Origin of the sequence: Variovorax sp. Varisp85 (assembly GCF_047304045.1) — a bacterium.
Taxonomy (GTDB): domain Bacteria; phylum Pseudomonadota; class Gammaproteobacteria; order Burkholderiales; family Burkholderiaceae_C; genus Variovorax.
This window is the reverse complement of the sequence record NZ_JBGLYN010000096.1, coordinates 1-21952: the sequence shown is the minus strand read 5'-3', so window position 1 is coordinate 21952 and position 21952 is coordinate 1. Positions and strand designations below refer to the sequence as shown.

Below are 21952 nucleotides of genomic sequence, written 5' to 3'. Positions count from 1 at the left end.
ACGTCGTTGGTCCCGGTGATCGTTACCGTCACGAGTTGGCTCGCCGTGCCGTCGGACGAGACTGCAGTGAAGCTGTCGCTGATCGATTCACCGGCGCCCAGCTGTTGGATCGCCGCTTGGCCATTGTCGGCCGTGTAAGTCCAGTTGCCGTCGGCTGCCAATGCGAAGCTTCCGTAGCCGTTGCTGCCGCCGGTGCTCGCCTGTGGCACGAAGTTCGACTGGCCTGCATCCATGTCGGCAATCGTCAATGCGCCGCTGGCCGCGAGACTGCCACCGGACACCGCAACGTCCTCTTGCACTGTAGCGCTGGCCACACCACCAATCGTCGGTACGTCATTGGTGCCGGTGATCGTCACCGTCACCACCTGGTTGGCCGTCCCATCTGACGAGACTGCAGTAAAGCTGTCGCTGATCGACTGACCTGCACCAAGCTGTTGGATCGCCGCTTGGCTGTTGTCAGCCGTGTAGGTCCAGTTGCCGTCGGCTGCCAATGCGAAGCTGCCGTAGCCATTGCTGCCGGCGGTGCCAACCTGGGCTGCGAAGCTGGACTGGCCCGTATCCACATCGGCAATCGTCAGCGCACCACCGGTGCTCAGGTTCGGCGTCGATGCGTCCTCGGTCACCGCGCCGCTGGCGACGCCGCCGATCACCGGCACGTCGTTGGTGCCGGTGATCGTCACCGTCACCACCTGGCTGGCCGTTCCATCGGAGGAAACTGCGGTGAAGCTGTCGCTGATCGATTGACCCGCGCCCAACTGTTGGATCGCGCTTTGGCTGTTGTCGGCCGCATAGGTCCAAGTGCCGTCGGTCGCCAACGAGAAGTTGCCATAGCCGCTGCTTCCGGCGGTGCCAGCCTGGGCTGCGAAGCTGGACTGGCCCGCATCCACATCGGCAATCGTCAGCGCACCACCGGTGCTCAGATTCGGCATCGAGGCATCCTCGGTCACCGCGCCGGTGGCAACGCCGCCAATCACCGGCACGTCATTAGTGCCAGTGATCGTCACCGTCACGATCTGGCTCGCCGTTCCGTCGGACGAGACTGCAATAAAGCTGTCGCTGATCGACTCTCCTGCACCCAACTGCTGGATCGCCGTCTGGCCATTGTTGGCCGTGTAGGTCCAGTTGCCGTCGGCTACCAATGCGAAGCTGCCGTAGCCATGGCTGCCGGTAGTGCTCGCTTGAGGCACGAAGTTCGACTGGCCCGCATCCACGTCGGCAATCGTCAGCGCGCCATTCGTGCTCAGGTTCGGCGTCGAGGCATCTTCGGTCACCGCGCCACTGACCACCCCACCGATCACCGGCACGTCATTGGTGCCAGTGATGCTCACCGTCACTACCTGGCTGGCGGTGCCATCCGACGACACCGCGGTGAAGCTGTCGCTGATCGATTGACCTGCAGCCAACTGCTGGATCGCCGCCTGGCTGTTGTCGGCCGTGTAGGTCCAGCTGCCATCGGCCGCGAGCGTGAAGCTGCCATAGCCGTTGCTGCCGGCGGTGCTAGCCTGGGACGCGAAGTTCGACTGGCCCGCATCCACGTCGGCAATCGTCAGCGCACCACCGGTGCTCAGGTTCGGCGTCGAGGCGTCCTCGGTCACCGCGCCGCTGGCGACGCCGCCAATCACCGGCACGTCGTTGGTCCCGGTGATCGTCACGGTCACCACTTGACTGGCCGTTCCGTCGGACGAGACTGCAGTGAAGCTGTCACTGATCGACTCCCCTGCACCCAGTTGCTGGATCGCCACCTGGCTGTTGTCGGCCGTGAAGCTCCAACTGCCATCGGCCGCGAGCGTGAAGTTACCGTAGCCGTTGCTGCCGCCGGTGCCGGCTTGGGGCGTAAAGTTCGACTGCCCCTGGTCGACATCGGCAATCGTCAGCGCACCACCGGTGCTCAGGTTCGGCGTCGAGGCATCCTCGGTCACCGCCCCGCTGGCGACGCCGCCGATCACTGGCACGTCATTGGTCCCGGTGATGGTCACCGTCACCACCTGGCTGGCCGTTCCATCGGAGGAAACTGCGGTGAAGCTCTCGCTGATCGATTGACCAGCGCCCAGTTGCTGGATCGCCGTCTGGCCATTGTTGGCCGTGTAGGTCCAGCTGCCGTCGGCTGCCAATGCGAAGCTGCCGTAGCCATTGCTGCCGGCCGTGCTCGCTTGAGGCGCGAAGTTCGACTGGCCCTGGTCGACATCGACGATCGTCAGCGCACCATTCGTGCTCAGGTTCGGCGTCGAGGCATCCTCGGTCACCGCCCCGCTGGCCACACCACCAATCACCGGCACGTCATTGGTCCCGGTCACCGTCACGGTGATCTGCTGATTGACCGTGCCGCCGTGGCCATCGTTGATGGTGACGGTGAAGGTTTCCGTCACAGTCTGGCCCTGGGCTAGATATTGCGTGGCCGCGTTGGCAACGCTGTAGTTCCAGCTCACCGTGCCGTCACCCGCGCCCGTGGCCGCATCGCTGACGCCGGCCGTCAACACCCCGCCCAGCGTGTTGCCTGAACCGGCCGCCACGCTGACGCTGTGCGCATCGCTCAGGTCCACGTCGTCGAAGGTGATCGTGCCGCTGTCGCTCAGGGTCGGCGTCGCCGCATCCTCGGTCACCGCCGCAGCGGCATCGGCCGTGCCGATCGTCGGCGCGTTGTTGGTGCCGGTGATGGTCACGTCGATCTGCCGGGTGACGATGCCGCCGTGCTGGTCGTTCACTGTGATGGTGAAGCTCTCGACCCGGGTCTGGCCCGCGGCCAGGTACTCGACAGCCGAGGCGTCCACGGTGTAGGTCCAGGTGAGCTGGCCGCCCGTGCCGGTCCCCGTGGTGTCGACGTTCTTGACCGCCGTCAGGCTCCCCAGCACGCTGCCGACCGGCGTGCCGGTGGCGCTCACCAGGTGCACGTCGCTCAGGTCCAGGTCGCTGAAGCCGATGACACCGCTGTCGCTCAGCGTGCCCGACGGCGCGATCTGCTCGCTCACCGCACCCACCAGGTCCTGGGCTGTGATCACCGGGCCATCGTTGGTGCCGGTGATGGTGATGGTCGCCGTGGCCAGTCCCGTCCCACCATCGGCGTCCGTCACCTGGTAGTTGAAGGTGTCGGTTGCGGTCTCGCCCGCTGCCAGGTACTGGAAATCGGCCGCATGGGGCTGGTACTGGAAATACCAGGTCGATGGATCGCCCATCGCCGGCTGAACGAGTGTGGCCGTTCCGTGGGCTGGAGCCGAGGCCAGCGTCAAGCTCCTGACCAGGTCAGGGACAAGGTCGTTCTGCAGCACATGGATCTGTACGCCCGGACCGTCTTCGGTCGTCACGGCCGCATCGCCGAGCGCCCTTACCGCTTCGTTGGCCGGATTCAGCTCGATCCCGTCCACAAGGATTCTCAGGGCTTCGGTCATCTGGACGGTCAGCGTGGACGACCCGAAGCTGAAAACGAAATCGCTGGCCGAACCATTGGAAACCTCGCCGGTCCTGGCATTGGTCACTGCCGCAAGATGGGCCAGGTAGGCGGCAATCTGCGTCTGGGTGGCAGAGTCCAGCCACTGCGCCCGCGTGAACTGGAGCAGGAGCGTGTCGACGCCCGCCCCGCCCGTGTACACGTCTTTGGTGCCGACCGCGGCGTTCTCGCTGACGTTGTAGATCAGGGTGTCGTTCCCCGATCCTCCATTGAGCTGGTCGCTGCCGCTGCCACCGTCGAGCGTGTCGTCTCCCGCGCCACCATTCAACGAATCGCTCCCGGCTCCGCCGTTGACCGTGTCGTCCCCGTTGCCGCTGTTGATGGTGTCGTTGCCGGCCGTGCCGGTGAGAAGGTCGTTGCCGTTGGAGCCGGTGATCGCGGTCATGTGCTTCCTTTGTGAGCGCCGAAAGGCCGGCGCGTACCTGTCTCGACGCTGCGTTTGCTTGTTTGCAAATTAGATGGCGCCAGCGGCGCGAGCACATGGAAGGAATGTCCTTTCCCTCATGAGCGATAAGTACCGGGACGACTTTGAAAAGCCTGGTACTTTTGTCCTGCCGAGCATCCGTACGCGTGGGCGTGTGGTCGCGTTGACGCCGGGCGGGCAAGCGCCCTGGCTTCTCACCCGGTCTTTTTTCACGCGCTGCCGCGCAGCCATGTAGTTGCGGGGCGTGACCGTGGCCGTCGTCGCCGCAGGCCTGCCAGTCGGCGAAGTGAACGCAGCCCTTGCTGGTGGCCGCACCGAGTTCGGCCGGCACCCGCGCGGCACCGTGCGCGGCATCGAATTCGAACGCGACGTTGACGAGCCAGCCGGCGTGATGCCAGGGCAGCGCCTGCACGAGGGCGCTGCGGCTGGAGGATGTGAAAGGAGGCGTGAAAGGCTGCGGCAGCCTCAGGCGCTCAGGCCGGCACGGGCTCGCCGGAGGCGGCCTGCACCGGAATGTGCGCGCGCTCTTCCTTGATGCGGTTGGCGCCGTCCACGAAAACCAGCTTCGGCAGGTACCCGGCCACGCGCTCTTCGGGCACAAGGCCGAAGGCCGCAATGATGAGCAGGTCGCCGACGGCGGCCCGGCGCGCGGCCGAGCCGTTGACCGAGATGATGCCGCTGCCGCGCTCGCCGCGAATGGCGTAGGTCACGAAGCGTTCGCCGTTGTTGATGTTCCAGATGTGCACCTGCTCGTTCTCGGCCAGGTTGGCTGCGTCGAGCAGGTCCTGGTCGATGGCGCAGGAGCCTTCGTAGTGCAGTTCGCAATCGGTGACGGTGGCGCGGTGGATCTTGGACTTGAGCAATGTTCTGAACATGGTCGATGAAATTTCCGTGCAAGGGGGTTCGGGCCGGCGCAGTCTAAGCGCAAGCCTGCAGCGGTCTACGACAGGTGGCGGCGTTGTCCGACTCGCCCTCCGGCTTCAGTCCGGACAATGACCAGCCTCGGCCCGAGACAAGCCGAGCGTTACGTTACAAGAAGCTCCGGCCCCGCACGATGACCCGCATCTACCTGATAGAAGACAACCCCCTGATCGCCGCCACACTGGCCGACGGACTGCAGGAATTTTCCGAATGCAACGTGATCGGGACCGCCGCCACTTCGCGCGGCGCCATCGACTGGTTTCAGGACAATCCCGAAGGCTGGGACGCGGCCGTCATCGACATCTTCCTGGCCGAGGGCAATGGGCTCGCCGTGGCTCAATACCTGCAGGCGCACAAGTCGCCGGCGCAGCGCACGGTCGTCCTCATGAACTACGCAACCTCCGAGGTGCGCGAAGGCGCGCTGTCCGCGGGTGTCGATGCGGTGTTCGACAAGTCGCACGAACTCGAAGCTTTCTACGAGTTCTGCAGGACGCTGAACATCTCGCCGCGCCGCTGAGTCCGCTTCTACCCCCTCTCCCCTCTGGGAGAGGGAACAGAGTCTTCACGCCTCCTCGTACCAGCGATCCTTCGCCAGCATCACCCGGTGGTGCCCATGCCCCGACGGCATCATCGGAAAGCAGTTCTCCTGCGCCGCCACTTGCACGTCCAGGAAGAACGGCCCTTCGCTCGCCAGGCATTCAGCCAGCGCGCCTTCCAGTTCGGCCGGGTCCGACACCCGCCGTGCGCCCCAGCCGAAGGCCTTTGCCAGCGCCACGAAATCGGGCAGCGCCTCGTTCCAGCTGTGGCTCAGGCGATTGCCGTGGTTCAGCTCCTGCCATTGCCGCACCATGCCCATGTAGCCGTTGTTGCACAGCACCAGCTTCACCGGCGCGCGGTGCTGCACCGCCGTCGACAGCTCCTGGATGTTCATGAGCACCGAGGCATCGCCGCTCACGCACACGGTCAGCGCCTCGGGGTGGCCGATCTGGGCGCCGATGGCCGCGGGCAGCCCGTAGCCCATGGTCCCGGCGCCACCGGAGGTGAGCCAGTGGCGCGGGCTGTCGAAGCGCAGGTACTGCGCGGCCCACATCTGGTGCTGCCCCACGTCGGTCGACACGATGGTGTCGCGCCCGCCCGCGCCGATGGCCCGCTGCAGCGACAACATCAGCTGCTGCGGCAGGATCGAATCCTCGCGCGCCTCGAAGGCCAGGCAGTCTTGGGCGCGCCAGCGTTCGATGCGCGCCCACCACGGCGCCAGACGCTCTGGTGCGAAGCCCTCGGCCGGCAGCAGCGCCAGCAGGTTTTCGAGGATCGCCGCGCAGTCGCCCACCATCGGCACGTCCACGCGCACCACCTTGTTGATGCTGCCGGGGTCGATGTCGATGTGGATCTTGCGCGCGTGCGGACAGAACTCGTCGAGCTTGCCGGTCACGCGGTCGTCGAAGCGCGCGCCGACGCACACCACGAGGTCGGCCTCGTGCATCGCCAGGTTGGCTTCGAGCATGCCGTGCATGCCCAGCATGCCGATGAACTTCGGGTCCGATGCGGGGAACGCGCCCAGCCCCATCAGCGTGAGCGTGCACGGCGCGTGCAGCAGGTTCACGAGCCGCGCGAAAGCCTCGCAGGCGGCTGGCCCCGAATTGACCAGCCCGCCGCCGCCATAGACGACAGGCCGGCGCGCGGTCGAAAGCAGGTCGGCCGCGCGCTGCATCATGGCCTTCGGCGGCAGCGCCGTGCGGCTCGTGCGCAGCGCGCGCAGCGGCGAAGGCTCGGGCGCCCTGCCCAGCCGGTCGAGCTGGATGTCCTTCGGCACGTCGAGCAGCACCGGTCCCGGGCGGCCGGTGGTGGCGATTTCCAGCGCGCGCCGCACCAGCGAGGGCACGTCGTCGGCCGAGCGCACCTGCCGGTTCCACTTGGTCACCGGGCGCGACATGCCGAGCGCATCGCTCTCCTGGAATGCCTGCGTGCCGATGACGGCGGTGGCCACCTGCCCGCTGATGCACAGCACCGGCACCGAATCGCTCATCGCATCGAGCAGCCCGGTGATGGTGTTGCCCACGCCCGGCCCCGAGGTGACCAGCACCACGCCCACGCGGCCGGTGCTGCGCGCATAGCCTTCGGCCGCATGCACGGCCGCCTGCTCGTGGCGCACCAGCACGTGGCGCAGCCTCGGCTCGCCGTGCAGCGCGTCGTACAGCGGCAGCGCCGCGCCGCCGGGGTAGCCGAAGATGGTGTCCACGCCGCACTCGACCAGCGTGTCGAGCAGGGCTTCGGCGCCGTTGCGGATACAGATTGGCGCTTCCGGGTGGAGAGACAGGGAAGACGTGAGGGGTAGGTCGAGAAGTCGCATGCCGTCGATTCTTCCGGTTTGAGCGCAAAATATGCTTCTTTCTTTTGGCCTTTTTGGCTCCATTCATGAAAACCAGTCGGCAAAACACCAATGACAACGAAGGATCTTTCGACAAGACCGACCTTGCCATCCTGCGCGTGCTGCTGCTCGACTCGCGCAAGACCCTGCAGGAGATCGGCAACGAGGTCGGCCTGTCGCCCACCAGCTGCTGGACGCGCATCAAGAAGCTCGAGGCCTCGGGCGTCATCAAGCGCTACACGGTCGACGTCGATCCGGCCAAGCTCGGCTACCACGACTCGGTGATCGTGCAGGTCACGCTCGAAAGCCACACCGACGAGACCCTGTATGACTTCGGCCGCACGCTGGCGACCATTCCGGAGATCCAGGAGGCCTACCTCGTCTCGGGCGACTACGACTACTACATCCGCATCGCCGTGCGCGACACGCGCGACTACGAGCGGCTGCTGCGCGAAAAGCTCTACAAGATCCCCGGCATCCGGCACAGCAAGTCGCACTTCGTGCTGCGGGTGCTGAAGGAAACCAGCGTGCCCGTGATCTGAGGGTGAGCGCGCCGATGCCCGGGTGAGCGGGGAAATTGGGCCAAGGACATAATCGGCTCGCGGTCGGCCGGCGGGAGCGGGAGCCGAACCGCATCACAGCGCCTACGTTCGTCAGGCGCATCCACAAAAATGAGTTCCATGGCAGAAGCGATCTAGATCTATGAGGCCAGCCCGCAAAGGCTGTTGGAGAGTCAGCCGATGGATCGCCAAGCTGTGGCTTGCCTTGCCGCTCGCCGTACTGCCTTGTGCGCACGCCAGCGAACCATCGGCGGCCGATGCCGTGCCGCAGCACGATGGCGTCGTCCACATCACGAAGGCCGAACTGCTGTCCGTTTCCGGCACGGGTTATTCCGCCCCTCCGAAGCGTGCGGAAGACGCCGCGCTGCCGGCCGACGGCTGGAAGACGATCAGCCTTCCGCATACGGCCCCGCGCGAACTGGTGCCCACGTCTTCCAGCGGCGCGCGAACCGTCACCGACTGGTACCGCATCGACCTGGCCGGGCTGGCGCGATCGGCGCAGCCGCGCCTTCTTTATCTCCCGCGCTGGAAGACCCTGGGCCACATTGCGGTGTACGGCGATGGCATTCTGCTCTATCAGTCGCATGGCAGCCCCGTCCACAACGACTACAACCATCCGCTCCTGCTGCCGCTGAACGCGACCGCCAACACGCCTTCGCCCACGTCCGTGCTGATCCGCGTCGACCGCCTGCGCAACAGCGGCAGCGGATTCTCGACCGTGTGGGTGGGCGACGAGGATTCACTGAGCTGGCGCTACCAGGTGCGCCAACTGCTGCAGGTACAGTTGCCGTTCATGGGCAGCGCCGCCTTCCTGGCGGTTGGCGCATTCGCGTTCGCCGTGTGGCTGCGCAAGAAGCGCGAATCGCTCTACCTGCTGTTCTTCGCCATCTCCGCGCTCGCCTTCCTGCGAACGCTTCACTACTACGTGGGCGGCAGCTACACCCCGATTTCGGACGAATGGTTCGAATGGATCACCGTTGCCAGCCTGCTCTGGCTGATCGTCCTGATCCACCTGTTCCTGCAGCGCCTGCATCGGCAGCCTTCGGCCTGGCTGACCCGCTCGGCGCTGGCCTTGACGCTGGCCTGCAATGTCGCAACGCTGCCTCACGCCTCGACGTGGGTGGTCAGCCTCTACCTCTTCACGCCCCTGCTCAACCTGATGGTGCTGCCCGTCGCGGTGCTGATCTTTGCGGTGAATTTGCGCAAGGCGTTGCGCGCGCAACTGCCCGAGGGACGGCTGGTGGCGGGCTGGACCGTCTTCGCCGTCGCCTTCACCTCCTACGACGGGTTCCTGCAGAACAACCTGGTCAGCCCGGAGAGCGTGTACACCTCTCCCTACGCCATCATCGGCCTGTTCTTCGTCTTTTCGTACATCCTGTTCCAGCGCTACACCGACGCGTTCGCCGAAGTGGGCCGGTTGAACAAGGGCCTGGCCCAGCGCCTGCAGGCCCGCGAAGCCGAGCTGGGGCAAAGCTACCGGCGGCTGCGCGCCATCGAAACCCAGCACATGCTCAGCGCCGAGCGCCGGCGCCTGATGCAGGACATGCACGACGGACTCGGTTCATCGCTGATCAGCGCCATCCGCTCGGTGGAGCGGGGCACCATGAGCGACGCCGAGGTTTCCGACGTGCTCAAGGGCTGCATGGACGACCTGAAGCTGGTGATCGACTCCATGGAGAACGTGGACGCCGACTTGCTGCTGCTGCTGGCAACCCTGCGCTTTCGCCTGGCGCCGCGCATCGAGAGCGCGGGTGTCGCGCTGCGCTGGGAGGTGCAGCCCGTGCCCGTGCTGTCCTGGCTGGAACCGAAAAGCGCGCTGCACATCCTGCGCATCGTGCAGGAATGCGTGGCCAACGTGCTGCGCCACACGCGGGCCACCACCATCTGCGTGAGCACCGCGACGCTCGACCAGAGCGTGTGCGTGGCGATCGAAGACAACGGCGCGGGCTTCGACGTGGATGAGGCCCTGCGCCGTGGCGGCCGCGGGCTGCGCAACCAGCAGCGGCGCGCACTTGCCATCGGCGCCACCGTAAGCTGGGAATCCGGCAGCACCGGCACCCGCTTCATGCTGTGGCTGCCCCTGCACCGCAAGGTCGACGCCGAGAAGGCCATCGATGCCTTCTAGGCCCGCCGGGCTTCAGAGGCTCGCCACGATCTGCTCGCGCAGCCACTTATGCGCAGGGTCGCGGTGCCGGCGCTCATGCCAGAGCATGGCCATCTCGTAGCCGGCCACCTCGAGCGGCGCTTCCACCACCCGCAGCCCGGGCGCGCCGCGCGCCAGCCGCTCGGGCAGCATCGCCACCATGTCGGTGGAGGCCAGCACCGACATCATGAAAAGGAAGTGCGGCACCGACAGCACCACGCGCCGCGCGAGGCTCTTCCCTGCGAGCGCCTCGTCCGTCGGCCCGGCGAAGCCGCCGCCGCCGAGCGAGACCACCACGTGCTCCAGCGCGCAGAACTGCGCCAGCGTCGGCCGCCGCTTCAGGCGCGGATGCCCTGCCCGCCCGGCCAGCACATAGCGCTCATGAAACAGCACGCGCCGGTGCAGCCCCGGTGGCGCGCCCACGCTGGTGTGAAAGAACAGGTCGATCTCTCCCTGCTCCAACTGCCGTGCCATGCGCGACGGCACCGCCTCCACCACGGCCAGCCGGGTGTTCGGCGCTTCGGCGCGCAAACGGGCCAGCGCCGGCAGGAGGATGGCCGACTCGGCGTAGTCGGCAGCGGCCACGCGCCAGGTGGCGGTCGCCTCGGCCGGATCGAAAGGCCCCGTGGGTGCGACCGCGCGGCCCAGCGACTCCAGCGCTTCGCGCAGCGGCTCGCGCAGCTCGTCCGCGCGAGCGGTGGGCCGCATGCCGCGCTGCGCGGGCACCAGCAGCGGATCGCCGAACACTTCCCGAAGCTTGGCGAGCTGCACGCTCACCGAGGGCTGCGAAAGGTTCAGGCGCTCGGCCGCGCGCGTGACGTTGCGCTCGGCCAGGAGCGTGTCGAGCGTGACCAGGAGGTTGAGATCGAGGCGGCTGAAATTGTTCATGGCAATTGCTGAAATTCAGACTATTCATTTCCAATATATCGCCACGGCGCCTAACCTGCGGACATCTTCATTCCAACCCCTGTGAAACCGTGAACATCCTGCTGGTCCTTGCCCATCCCGAAGCCGCCTCGCTCAACGGTGCGCTCCATCGCTTCATGACCGAACGCCTCGCGGCCGCCGGCCACTCCGTGCGCGTGTCGGACCTGTACGCCATGCGCTGGAAGCCCGCGCTCGACGCCGACGACTTCCCCGCGCGCGATGCCGCCGCGCGCTTCGACCCCTCCCTCGAATCGCTGCAGGCCTTCGAGGCCGGCACGCAAACCGCCGACATCGCCGCCGAGCAGGAAAAGCTGCTCTGGGCCGACGCGGTGATCCTGCAGTTTCCGCTGTGGTGGTACTCGATGCCGGCCATCCTCAAGGGCTGGGTCGAGCGCATCTACGCGTATGGCTTCGCCTACGGCGTGGGCGAGCACTCCGACACGCACTGGGGCGACCGCTTCGGCGAAGGCACGCTGACCGGCAAGCGCGCCATGCTGGTGGTGACGACCGGCGGCTGGGCCTCGCACTACGCGCCGCGCGGCATCAACGGGCCCATGGACGACCTGCTGTTCCCCATCCACCACGGCATCCTCCACTACCCCGGCTTCGACGTGCTACCGCCTTACGTGGTGCATCGCACGCACAAGGTCGACGAGGCCGCGTACGCGCGCATCACCGAAGAGTTGGGCCAGCGGCTCGACACGCTGTTCACGGCCAAGCCGATTCCGTTCCGCCGGCAGAACGGAGGCGACTACGAGATTCCCGCCCTCACGCTGCGCGAGGACATCGCACCGGGTGAGGCGGGCTTTGGGGTACACAGTGCCTAAGGCAGTTGTCGGTTCTCACTGGTTCGCAATTTCTGGTTCAAGTCGATCCCGCCGCATGGCACGCCACAGGGCGAGATCGTAGGAAATCTTGAGCAGCCCGCACGCAATGAGCGGCAAGGAGATCCATCCGGCCGCAAACAGTGCGCCACTGAGCGTCGGACTGATGGCCGCGGCCAGGCTCCGCGGAACGGCAGTGAAACTCGCCGCGGCGCTGCGCTCTGCAGGAGTCACCACGGCCATCACATAGGCCGTCCGGGTGGGAACGTCCATCGATGACAACGCGCTGCGAACCATCAGCAAACCAAGCGCAATCGGCAAGCTGGGCGCCAACGCAGCCAACACAAGGCAGACGTTGGCCGGCAGATGCGTGAAGACCATCGTGTTGAGCAGCCCTATTCGTTGTGCCACCACAGGAGCCGCGAGCTGCGATGCGGCACTCAGCAAGCCAGTCCAGAAGAAGAACACTCCGGCCTGGGTCAGCGAGAAGCCGAATCGCTGCAGCAGCCATAGCGACATCAACGCGTTGACCGTCAATCCGCCGGCGAAGGCGTCGACGCTGAAGAGTGCCGCCAATCGCATCACCACGCCGCGTGAAGGCCCCAGGGGTGCCGGAGCGACAGGTGCGCCGCTTGAGTTGTTGCCTGCGTCAGGGGCCGACAGGTCTCGATAGAGCCAGAAAACAATGAGCCCGATCGCGGCATACACCAGGAACATTCCGCGCAGCGCGTCGAGGCGCGCAAGCCGGCTGTGTTGAACCAGCCAATCCGGCACGGCCGCAGCCAATGCGCCTATCGCGGCACACAGCGCACCCAGGAGGCTGTAGCGGGCAAACAGCGCGGTTCGCGCATGGCCTTGCGCCGCTGCGGCCAGCCGGGCGTGTTCGAGAGGTAGGAAGACGCTCACATCGCCCGAACTGGGGTTAAGGGTGCCGACGAGCGCGACGACCAGCAACGGCCAGAATGCCGACAAACCCGCAAAGCCGAGGCCGGTCGCGGCCATCAGCACGGCGGCAATGCGCAGCAATTTCCCTCCTGCGAAGCGGTAGCCCCATGCACCAACCGCCAGCGTGGCCAAGGCAGAGCCCAGCATCGTGGCCGTGCTGAGGATGCCGACCTCCAGCGTACCCAGCCCGTTCGAAAGCAGGTAGGCCGGCAGCAGCACGGCCATGTACCCATCGCCGAAGGCGCGCAAACCTCGTGCGGCGAGCAGAGGCATGGCGACGGGGTCGACGCCGGCGGGCAGCAGGCGCATGAGACCGCCCAATGAACGAGACGAAGGGGGCGTACTCATTGCGTGCCGGAGAGGAAAGAAGGCCGGGCCACGATCGCGATTTGCCCCGCTGGTCCGCCAAAGCTGATGAAGCCGGGCTTGAGCCAGAAGCGGAAGGCTTCAGCGAATGAAATGGACTGGATGGGCGCAGAAGGCGCGGGCTGTGCGTCAGGCAAGGCGGTGTCCACAGATAGCTCCGTTATGAGTCGCCAGCGCTTGGACGGGACACCGTCTAACTTTGCAGAACGGGAGGCTGTATTCCCGGTGGCGAGATCGTAGCAGACAGAGCCGGCCAGCCGTGTGCGCCCAGACTGCGGATGCCCGCCACGGCGCGCGGTCTACTCGGCCTCGATGCCGGCCGCCTTCACGATGCGGCCCCACTTCTGGGACTCGGCCGCCTGGAACTTCGCGAGCTCTTCGGGCGAGGTCGTGTACACCTCGGTGCCGGTCGGCTCGTAGAAGGCCGTCTTCGCGGCGTCGCTCTTCGCGGCCTTCACCAGCAGCTCATTGAGCCGCTTGACCACGGCCGGCGGCGTCTTCGCGGGCGCATAGGCCGCGAACCAGTAGCCCATCTCGTAGCCCTTCACGCCGGCCTCGGAAATGGTGGGCACATCGGGCGCGAGCGGCGAGCGCACGGCGCTGGAGACACCCAGCGCACGCAGCTTGCCCGCCTTGACCTGCGGCAGGCCGGTGGCGGTGTCGGTGATCATCATGTGGATCTGGCCGCCCAGCAGGTCGGTCACGGCGAGCGTGTTGCTCTTGTAGGGCACATGCAGCAGCCTGATGTCGGCCATCTGCTGCAGCAGCTCGCCCGCCATGCGGCTCGACGAACTGCCGCTGCCGAAGCTGTACTTGCCCGGCTCCTTCTTCGCAAGCGCGATGAATTCGGCCACGCTCTTTGCTGGGAACGAGGGGTTCACCACCATGATCTGGCCGCCCTTGCCGAGCGCGGCCACAGGCACGAAGTCTTTCACCGGGTCGTAGGGCAGCTTCTTGAACAGGTGCTCGTTGGCAGCGTGCGTGGTGTTGGTAGTGATGAGCACCGTGTAGCCGTCGGCGGGCGCCTTTGCCACGTTCTGCGAGGCGATGAAGCCGCTGGCGCCGGCCTTGTTGTCGATGATGACGGCTTGCTTGGTCTCGGCCGCGACCTGGTTGCCGATGGCGCGCGCGATCTGGTCGGTAGCGGTACCGGCCGCGAAGGGCACGACGAAGGTAATGGGCTTCTCGGGGAAGGCCTGCGCATGGCCCAGCAGCGGCGCCAGGGCCAATGCGGTGGTCAGTACGGTGAGGGGAAATCGTTTCATTGTTTTGTCTCCGGATGGAATGGTTCAAAGAAAAAAGGAAGCCGCCGCTACGGTCCGGCCAGCAAGGGCTCGAGTGCGCGCGGCACGCGCACAGGCATGTCGAGCAGCAGGAAGGACAGCGCCTTGCCATGTGCATCGAGGTTCAGCGCATCGTTGACGCCGCCGTCGAGCACTGCGTCGAGCACGAAGTTCATCGCGTGCAGCTTCGGCAGCACGAAGCGCTGCACCTGCGACGGCGCGCGATGGCGGAACTGCGCGGCCACGCGCTCGGGCGTGATCTGTTCGACCAGCAAGGGATACAGCTGCGGGTGCCAGGCGATCACGCTGATGTTGGAGCGATCGCCCTTGTCGCCGGTGCGGCCGTGGGCAGCGCGATAGAGCGGCACGTCGATCATGTCGAGGGTGTTCATGCCAGTGCCTCCGCGTCGAGCAATTCGAAGCGCACCGGCACTGCTTCGCGCGGCAGCAGGCACGACAGCGTGTTGAGCCGCGGCGTGAGCGCGGTGCGCACGCCGCCGCCGCCGGCCGGGCCGCAGGTGTAGAGCGCCATCACCTCGCGCGCCAGCCGTTCGGCCTGCGCGCGATCGGTATGCGTGGCCGCCACGCGCAGGCGCACGTCGCGCAGGCCCGCATCGGGCGTATCCGCCAGCGCGCGGCCGGCGTCGTCGCCGAGGATGCTCAGCGCGCCGATCAGGTCCACGCGCAGCGCGAGTCCGTCGAGCCGCTTGCGAAGCACATCTGCAGCAAGCCGAGCGCGGGCCTCGGCGCGTGCCCCCGCATAGGAGATCTCGCCCTCCGCCAACCAGCCGCCTTCATGGCAGACATTGACCTTGTAGCGGCCCGGCCGTTCGTGGCCGCGCACGCCGGAGAGCGCCACGCGGTCGGCGCCGGAAAGCGCGTGCACGTCGGCATCGGCAATGTCCGCGACCACGTCGGGCGTCAGGTAGGCGGCCGGGTCATGCACCTCGTAGAGCAGTTGCTCCTTCACGGTGGCCTCGCTCACGAGGCCGCCGGTGCCGTCGGCCTTGCCGATGGTGCAGCGGCCATCGGCGTCGATCTCGGCGATCGGAAAGCCGACCGCCTCCAGCCCCGGCACGTCCTTGTAGTCAGGATCGGCAAAGTAACCGCCGCACACCTGCGCGCCGCATTCGAGCAAGTGGCCCGCCATGGTCGCGCGCCCGAGCCGGTCCCAGTCGTCGGCACGCCAGCCGAAGTGCGACATGGCCGGCCCGACAGTGAGCGAAGGGTCGGCCACGCGGCCGCACACCACGATCTGCGCGCCAGCGTCGAGCGCCCCGGCAATGGGTTCCGCGCCGATGTACGCATTGGCGCTGACCATGCGCAGCCCTTGCATCTGCGCGCCGAGCGCTTCATTCAGCAGCGCGCGATATTCGGGCCCCGACAGGTCGTCGCCCTCCACCACCGCGATGCGCGGCTCGCTCGCGCCCAGTTCGCGCGCCATGCGGGCGATGTGCCGGGCGGCGGCACGCGGATTGGCGGCGCCAAAGTTGCTCACGATGCGAATGTCATGCACCAGGCAGCGCGCGAGCACGGGCCGCAGCATGTCGTCGAGCAACGGCTCGTAGCCCGCGTCGGGGTTGGCGCGACGGCGCAGCTGCGCCAGCGCCAGCGTGCGTTCGGCCAGCGTCTCGAAGATGAGGAAGGCGCGACTGCCGGCAGGCCCCGCGGCGAGCCGCGCGATCAGCGTGTCGACCACCGGCCCGGCGGCATCGGTGCGGTCGCCCGAGAAGCCGGCAGCGCATCCGATCAGCAGCGTGGACGGTTCGATGGAGTTCATTGCCATGCACTGTAGGCAGCGGCCGCTCATCCGTAAAATCGAAAATCCGGATCGATTGATCCGATTTTCAAATAACAAGCCGGCCACCGGCATCCAGGACATGAGAAAGACGCCCGACCTCTCCACGCGGCAGCTGCGCGCCTTTCTCGCGCTGGCCGAGCACCGCAACTTCACGCGCGCGGCGCAGAGCAGCCACCTTTCGCAGCCCGCGTTCAGCGCGCTGATCCGCACACTCGAAGACGCGGTCGGCACGCGTCTGTTCGACCGCGACACGCGCAGCGTGCAGCTCACGCCCGAGGGCCGGCTGTTCGAGGGCTCCGCGCGCCGACTGCTCGACGACATGGGCAGCGCCATGGGCGACCTCGCCGACCACGTGGAACGCCGCAAGGGCCGCGTGCGCGTGGCCGCCCTGCCCTCGCTCGCGGCCGGCTGGCTGCCCGCGGTGTTCGCCGAGTTCATGCAGGCCTGGCCGGGCATCCGCATCGACCTGGACGACGCGCTGTCCGACGCCTGCATCGCGCTGGTGCGCAGCGGCCAGGCCGACTTCGCGCTCGCCGCATCGGGCGCCGGGGGCACCGCCGACGGCGACCTGCGCGCACGCAAGCTCTGCACCGACCGCTTCCACCTCGTGTGCCGCGCCGACCATCCGCTCGCGCGCGAGCCGCGCCTCACGGCGAAGAAGATCGCGCCCTACCCCTTCATCCAGATGGCGCGCAACAGCAGCGTGCGGCAGGCGCTCGACGCGGCGCTGCATCCGCAAAGGTTGAATGCGGTGTTCGAGGTGGAGCACCTGGCCACCGTGATGGGCCTCGTCGAGGCCGGTCTGGGCATCAGCGTGGTGCCTGCCCTCACACTGTTCCATTTCCAGCGCGAGACGCTGGTGACGCGGCCACTGCCCCTGGCTTCCCTCACGCGCACGCTCTACATGGTGCAGCGGCGCGAAGGCAGCCTGTCGGTGGCGGCGCAGACGCTGCACGACCTGATCGTCGCGCGGCTGGGGTCGCTGCGGCTGGACTGATGCCCGGCGCGCAGCAAGCCAGGACCAGCTGGCGATAGCCGCTCAGCCCACGGCGCTCGCCATCGCGGCACGCGCAGTCGGATTTGGCGTGGGCTCCCCGATCTTGCGCATCGTGTTGCGATCGGTGTGGCTGAAGGGTTCGGGCTTTCCGCGCACGCTCAGCACCGTCTCGAGTTCGTAGGACCAGCTGCCATCGTCATGGATCGACACCTCGATGCTGTAGCGCAGCGTCTTGAACGCATGCTCCAGGAACGGGTTGGCCACGATGCCGTTGGTCTCGCCGCCGCGCACCGCTTCGAGCCTGAAACTGCGGTCGCCGGGCTTCGCGTGGCCGGTGGCCATGGCCGTGAGCCCGCGCGGGATCGACAGCGTCTGGATCAGCGCGCCCGTGGCGGGCTCCCACAGCCAGTAGCCGACCTGGTCGTGAAAAGTCTCCACCTCGTCGGGCTTGGCGATGCGCAGGTGGTAGCGCAGCCCGTAGAAGATCTGCGGCCCGTTGGTCTGTGCATCGATGGGCTGGAACTCCGCGTGCTCGATGAAGGCTTCGGCCTCGGGGCCGTCTTCCTTCGGGCTCACGTCGTGGCCGGCCGTACCAATCCAGAGGCCCGCCAAGCCCGTGAGCGGGCCGAGGTTGGCGAGCGTGTGCGGATCGGGCTCGGGTTCCGTGTAGATGTCGCGGGGAAACTGTTCCATGTTCTTTTCCTGATGAAATCTTCTCTTGTGGCGTGAGGATAAATGTCACTGGTCGAGGCGAATGCCGACCTTGGCGATGATCGCACCCCATTTGCGGCCCTCGCTGTCGATGAAGGCCTTGAACTCCTCGGGCGAGCCGCCGCCCGCCACCAGCCCCTGGTTGGCCAGCAGTTCGCGCACGGCCGGCTCCCGCAGCACCTCGTTGACGTCGGCGTTGATGCGGCGCACCACCTCGAGCGGCGTGCCGCTGGCGGCGAAGAAACCATTCCAGGCCAGCGCCTCGAAACCGGCATAGCCCGACTCGGCCACGGTGGGCAGTTCTTTCATGCGCTCGGAACGCGTGGCGCTCGTGATGGCGATGAGCTTCACGCGCTGCCCCTGGATCAGCGGCAGCAGCGCGGGCGCCACCGCGAACAGCGCCTGCGTGTCGCCCGCCGCCAGCGACAGACCCGCGGGCGGCGAACCTGCATAAGGCACATGCACCGCCTCGATGTGCGCCACGCTGCGAAACAGCTCCATCGTGAGGTGCGACGAACTGCCCGCGCCCACCGACGCATAGCTGAATTTGTCGCCCCGCTTCTTCGCCCATTCGACGAACTCGGGCAGCGTGTTCGCGGGGTTGTTCGCCTGCACCGCCAGCACGTTGGGCTGCGAGGTCGTGAGCACAATGGGCACCAGGTCGCGCGAAGGCACGTAAGGCATGCGCGCATACATGTAAGGGCCGAAGGCGATCGGGCCGTTGAAGCCGATGCCCAGCGTGTAGCCGTCGTGCGGCGCCTTGGCCACGGTGTCCATGCCGATCAGGCCACCCGCGCCCGCCTTGGTCTCGATCACCACGGGTTGCTTCCAGGTCACGCGCAGGCGGTCGGCCAGCGTGCGCGCGATCAGGTCGAGCGAACTGCCTGCAGGTGCGGGCACGATGACGCGAACTGGCTTCGCGGGCCAGTCCTGAGCCCATACGCCGGCGGCCAACACGCTGGCAAGCAACAACATGGCGAGCTTGTAGTTCTTCTTCACTTCAGTCTTTCACTAGTGATTTACCCGAACGATACGGCCTGCGCTTTGTCAAGAACTGATGCGCGAACGACACACAAGCGTGACCGCACGCATCCTGCACATCGAGACCTCGCAAATCCAGGTCCAAATATGAAGTCGAAAGGCTTCCAGAGCGGTTCCGATGGGCTCGATGGCCTTTAACCACTTTGCGAACGGGCCAATTGTGCAGGGGCTTCAAACTGCCATCGCATCGCGGCAAGATGCGCATCCGCCGAATCTTGCGTCAACCCGATCTGACCGAAGGAGCATTCTCATGTTCGCTACCGCGGAACGCACCATCAAGACCCCCGGCCCCGATCATCCGATCACAATCACACCGAACCCGCTGCGCGTGGTGGTGTCGGTCGACGGCCGTGTCATCGCCGACACGCGCGAAGCGTTGACGCTGCGCGAAACGCATTTCGGAACGGTGCACTACATCCCCCGCAAGGACGTCAGGATGTCGCTGCTGGAGCGTACGCAACACGCGACCTATTGCCCGTACAAGGGCGAGTGCAACTACTACAGCATTCCTGCAGGCGGCGAACGCTCGGTGAATGCGGTATGGACCTACGAGTCGCCCTACGAGCCGGTCGCACAGATCAAGGACCACCTGGCGTTCTATCCGGATCGCGTGGGGCCGATCGAAGAGCGGGTTGCCTAACGCGCGAGCTCACCTTGCCGGTCTTGACCGGCGCGAGCGTCACCGTGTTCGGCTCGGCGTGCGCTAAAAGCCCAACCAGCCAACGGCTGACATGCCGATTACAAGCCGGCGAACAGCGCCATTGCGGCGTACCGTGGCGCAGGCTTGCTGATGGGCTTCACCAACATCAACACCACCGCCGAAGCGCACCAGCTCGCAAGGCTGCGCGCGGCTTTCGGCTGACCTGCCGTCAGGCCGTTCCGTGGCCGAGGGCGGTCACGATGCGCGCGCCAAAACCACACCGCACTTCACAGCACGCGGCAAGCCCGCTACATTCGTCGCTTCGACAACCACACAGAAAGCGGAGGTGCGCGATGGAAGACACTGCAATTCAAGCCCCCACCAACGTGCGGTTTGCCGGGCCTCATCTGAACTGATCGTTCACGCGTCGACCGCGTAGCCGGTCTGCCCCGCGCGGCCATCACCCGCCGCGACGACCACAAACCGCCCCGATTCAAACGCCGCTACCGGCACGCACGTGCCGGCAGCGCCCCGTTCATTTATCGAATCAAGGCCAACGACCATGCTTGAAAACCGTGCCGCACCTGCGCGGCATACCGTGACCACCGTGTTCGATCCCCTGCGCGCTTCCGAAACCGACTGGGGCCATTTCCTCGCCTACTGGCGCCTGCGCGCCGCGGAAGACTTTCCCGGCGACCCTGTTCCTCCCGATGCCGACACCCGGCACAACGTGCTGCAGCCCGGCCCGCTGTATGCCGTTCATCGCGTGCTCGCCGTTGGCGCACACGGCGAATTCATCGGCAGCCTGAGCGCGAGCTTCCGCCGCGAAGGCACGCCCGGGCACGAGGCGTTCGCACCGTTCCTCGAAGCCTGGGGCGGCGTGCTGCGCCCGCACCGGCGCCGCGGCGTGGCGAGCACGCTGCTTCGCGCGTTGCTGGCGTTGATGGAAATGCACTGCAAGTCCGTCGCAACCATCAAGACCCACTTGCCCGACGGCCACGCCTTCCTGCAGGCCATCGGCGCCGTCGAAAAGCACCGCAGCGTCGAGAACCGCATGCCCCTGGCCGGGCTCGACTGGCAGATGCTCGCCCGCTGGCGCGCTGATGGCTTCGCGCCCGCCCACGGCCTGCGCGCCGAGGTGCACGCGGGCCGCGTGCCCTTCGAGCGGCTCGCTGCGCTGATGGCGCCGCTGTCCGCACTGCTGAACGACGCGCCCACCACCAACCTCGAACGGCCGCCGCTGCGCTACGACCTGGAGGACTTCCCGCCCTGGTACGCCGACATGGACCGCCGCGGGGGCGAGCACTTTCTCGTGCTCCTGCTCGACGGGGACGAGGTGGTCGCGGTGTGCGACGCCTCCTGGAACCAGCGCTTCCCCGACCGCTTGCAACAGCGGCTCACGGCCGTCGCGCGCCAGTGGCGCGGCAAGGGCCTTGCAAAGGGCGTGAAGGCCGCCATGCTGCAGCTCGTGCGCGAGCGCCACCCCGAGGTCACGCTGGCCGTGACCCACAACGCCGAAGTCAATGCCCCCATGCTCACCATCAACCACCGGCTCGGCTTTGCCGCGCACAAGCACGACGGCCTCTACCAGATCGACACGCAAAGCCTGCGGACCTTCCTGGAGGCACGGCCATGAAGGCACCCCAGCGACTGCAGGCATTGATCGACGAGGGACTGATCGACACCGTGGTGCGCCAGCTCATGAGCGGCAAGGAAGCCATGGTCTACGTCGTGCGCTGCGGCGACGAGACGCGCTGCGCCAAGATCTACAAGGAAGCCGACAAGCGCAGCTTCCGCCAGGCCGTCGACTACACCGAGAACCGGCGCGTCAAGAACACCCGCGAGGCACGCGCCATGGCCAAGGGCACGCGCTTCGGCCGCAAGGTGACCGAGGCCATCTGGCAGAGCGCCGAGGTCGATGCGCTCTACCGCCTGGCCGCCGCGGGCGTGCGCGTGCCCACGCCGCACAACTTCCTCGAAGGCGTGCTGCTGATGGACCTGGTGACCGACGCCCACGGCGACGCCGCCCCGCGCCTCAACGACGTGGTCTTCTCGCCCGAAGACGCGCTGCGCCACCACGCCAGCCTGCTGAAAGAGGTGATGCGCATGCTGTGCGCCGGCATCGTGCATGGCGACCTCTCCGAGTTCAACGTGCTGCTGGCCGAAGACGGCCCGGTGATCATCGACCTGCCGCAGGCGGTGGACGCCGCCGGCAACAACCACGCGCGGCGCATGCTGCTGCGCGACGTCGAGAACCTGCGCAACTTCTTCGGCCAGTTCGCGCCCGCGCTGCTGCGCACGCACTACGGCGACGAGATCTGGCAGCTGTACGAACGCGGCCTGTTGCGCCCCGAGACGGAACTGACCGGCACGTTCGTGCGCGAGACCGGCCCGGTCGACCTGCGCAACGTGATGCGCGAGGTAGACGACGCACGCGAGGAAGAAGCGGCGGGGGGCGCCGGGCCGGCGGGCCCCCCCCCCAAAAAGGGGGGGCCACCCCCCGGGGGGGTTAAAAAAAAACCGGCCCCCCCCGCCCGGGGAGGGGGGGGTTTGGGGGGT

General features: G+C 66.9%; 17 protein-coding genes and 2 pseudogenes. 8 read left to right on the top strand and 11 right to left on the bottom strand.

Annotated elements, in window-relative coordinates; all coding sequences use genetic code 11:
- On the bottom strand, window positions 1-3827 hold a 3827-nt coding region (locus ACCC97_RS26820; RefSeq protein ID WP_413335984.1), incomplete at its 3' end, for a beta strand repeat-containing protein.
- 512 nt (window positions 3828-4339) lie between these two features.
- Window positions 4340-4741: an aspartate 1-decarboxylase gene (gene panD, locus ACCC97_RS26815; protein WP_007839165.1), complete on the bottom strand. Its 402-nt coding sequence runs from the start codon at window positions 4739-4741 to the stop codon at window positions 4340-4342.
- Between the two features lie 179 nt (window positions 4742-4920).
- Here panD and ACCC97_RS26810 point away from each other — a divergent pair, with 179 nt between their 5' ends.
- Complete coding sequence (locus ACCC97_RS26810; RefSeq protein WP_413316196.1) at window positions 4921-5304, top strand: response regulator; 384 nt, start codon at window positions 4921-4923, stop codon at window positions 5302-5304.
- Window positions 5305-5349: 45 nt separating this feature from the next.
- Here ACCC97_RS26810 and ilvB read toward each other — a convergent pair whose 3' ends face one another.
- Entirely contained in the window at window positions 5350-7137 is a 1788-nt protein-coding gene (ilvB, locus tag ACCC97_RS26805; protein WP_413335982.1) for a biosynthetic-type acetolactate synthase large subunit, read from the bottom strand.
- 65 nt (window positions 7138-7202) lie between these two features.
- On the opposite strand from ilvB, the gene ACCC97_RS26800 reads away from it, so the two are divergent.
- Complete coding sequence (locus ACCC97_RS26800; protein WP_007839162.1) at window positions 7203-7697, top strand: Lrp/AsnC family transcriptional regulator; 495 nt, start codon at window positions 7203-7205, stop codon at window positions 7695-7697.
- 223 nt (window positions 7698-7920) lie between these two features.
- Window positions 7921-9840 carry an ATP-binding protein gene (locus ACCC97_RS26795; RefSeq protein WP_413335981.1) on the top strand — a complete coding sequence of 640 codons (1920 nt, stop codon included), beginning with the start codon at window positions 7921-7923 and terminating at the stop codon, window positions 9838-9840.
- A gap of 12 nt (window positions 9841-9852) precedes the next feature.
- Here ACCC97_RS26795 and ACCC97_RS26790 read toward each other — a convergent pair whose 3' ends face one another.
- A complete protein-coding gene (locus ACCC97_RS26790) occupies window positions 9853-10746 on the bottom strand; it encodes a LysR substrate-binding domain-containing protein (protein WP_413335980.1) in 894 nt (297 codons plus the stop codon).
- An 89-nt stretch (window positions 10747-10835) separates the two neighbouring features.
- Here ACCC97_RS26790 and ACCC97_RS26785 point away from each other — a divergent pair, with 89 nt between their 5' ends.
- Window positions 10836-11612, top strand: a complete 777-nt coding sequence (locus ACCC97_RS26785) for an NAD(P)H-dependent oxidoreductase (RefSeq protein ID WP_413335979.1) — start codon at window positions 10836-10838, stop codon at window positions 11610-11612.
- A gap of 15 nt (window positions 11613-11627) precedes the next feature.
- Here ACCC97_RS26785 and ACCC97_RS26780 read toward each other — a convergent pair whose 3' ends face one another.
- From ACCC97_RS26780 to ACCC97_RS26760, 5 genes and pseudogenes are all read right to left on the bottom strand, one after another.
- Window positions 11628-12863 carry an MFS transporter gene (locus ACCC97_RS26780; RefSeq protein ID WP_007839154.1) on the bottom strand — a complete coding sequence of 412 codons (1236 nt, stop codon included), beginning with the start codon at window positions 12861-12863 and terminating at the stop codon, window positions 11628-11630.
- 68 nt (window positions 12864-12931) lie between these two features.
- Window positions 12932-13069 (bottom strand): annotated as a pseudogene (locus tag ACCC97_RS26775) (chromate transporter); the annotation flags it as partial.
- 150 nt (window positions 13070-13219) lie between these two features.
- The gene (locus ACCC97_RS26770) at window positions 13220-14185 is read right to left on the bottom strand and encodes a Bug family tripartite tricarboxylate transporter substrate binding protein (protein WP_413335978.1); all 966 of its coding nucleotides are present in this window, start codon (window positions 14183-14185) and stop codon (window positions 13220-13222) included.
- 47 nt (window positions 14186-14232) lie between these two features.
- A complete protein-coding gene (locus tag ACCC97_RS26765) occupies window positions 14233-14595 on the bottom strand; it encodes a hypothetical protein (protein ID WP_007839145.1) in 363 nt (120 codons plus the stop codon).
- A complete protein-coding gene (locus tag ACCC97_RS26760; RefSeq protein WP_413335976.1) occupies window positions 14592-15983 on the bottom strand; it encodes an acyclic terpene utilization AtuA family protein in 1392 nt (463 codons plus the stop codon). Before ACCC97_RS26760 ends, ACCC97_RS26765 begins: the two co-directional genes overlap by 4 nt.
- Before the next feature lie 100 nt (window positions 15984-16083).
- Between ACCC97_RS26760 and ACCC97_RS26755 the strand changes: the two genes are divergently transcribed.
- A complete protein-coding gene (locus tag ACCC97_RS26755; RefSeq protein WP_413335974.1) occupies window positions 16084-17001 on the top strand; it encodes a LysR family transcriptional regulator in 918 nt (305 codons plus the stop codon).
- A 42-nt stretch (window positions 17002-17043) separates the two neighbouring features.
- Here ACCC97_RS26755 and ACCC97_RS26750 read toward each other — a convergent pair whose 3' ends face one another.
- Window positions 17044-17694, bottom strand: a complete 651-nt coding sequence (locus ACCC97_RS26750) for an FABP family protein (RefSeq protein ID WP_007839130.1) — start codon at window positions 17692-17694, stop codon at window positions 17044-17046.
- 45 nt (window positions 17695-17739) lie between these two features.
- Window positions 17740-18711: a Bug family tripartite tricarboxylate transporter substrate binding protein gene (locus tag ACCC97_RS26745; protein WP_413335971.1), complete on the bottom strand. Its 972-nt coding sequence runs from the start codon at window positions 18709-18711 to the stop codon at window positions 17740-17742.
- Window positions 18712-19003: 292 nt separating this feature from the next.
- Here ACCC97_RS26745 and ACCC97_RS26740 point away from each other — a divergent pair, with 292 nt between their 5' ends.
- From ACCC97_RS26740 to ACCC97_RS26730, 3 genes and pseudogenes are all read left to right on the top strand, one after another.
- Entirely contained in the window at window positions 19004-19393 is a 390-nt protein-coding gene (locus tag ACCC97_RS26740; RefSeq protein WP_007839128.1) for a DUF427 domain-containing protein, read from the top strand.
- Between the two features lie 562 nt (window positions 19394-19955).
- Window positions 19956-21029 (top strand): GNAT family N-acetyltransferase, encoded by a 1074-nt coding sequence (locus tag ACCC97_RS26735; protein ID WP_413335969.1) that lies wholly within the window; start codon window positions 19956-19958, stop codon window positions 21027-21029.
- Window positions 21026-21844 (top strand): annotated as a pseudogene (locus tag ACCC97_RS26730) (PA4780 family RIO1-like protein kinase); the annotation flags it as partial. The gene ACCC97_RS26735 and the pseudogene ACCC97_RS26730, both read left to right, overlap by 4 nt.
- Window positions 21845-21952: the final 108 nt, after the last annotated feature.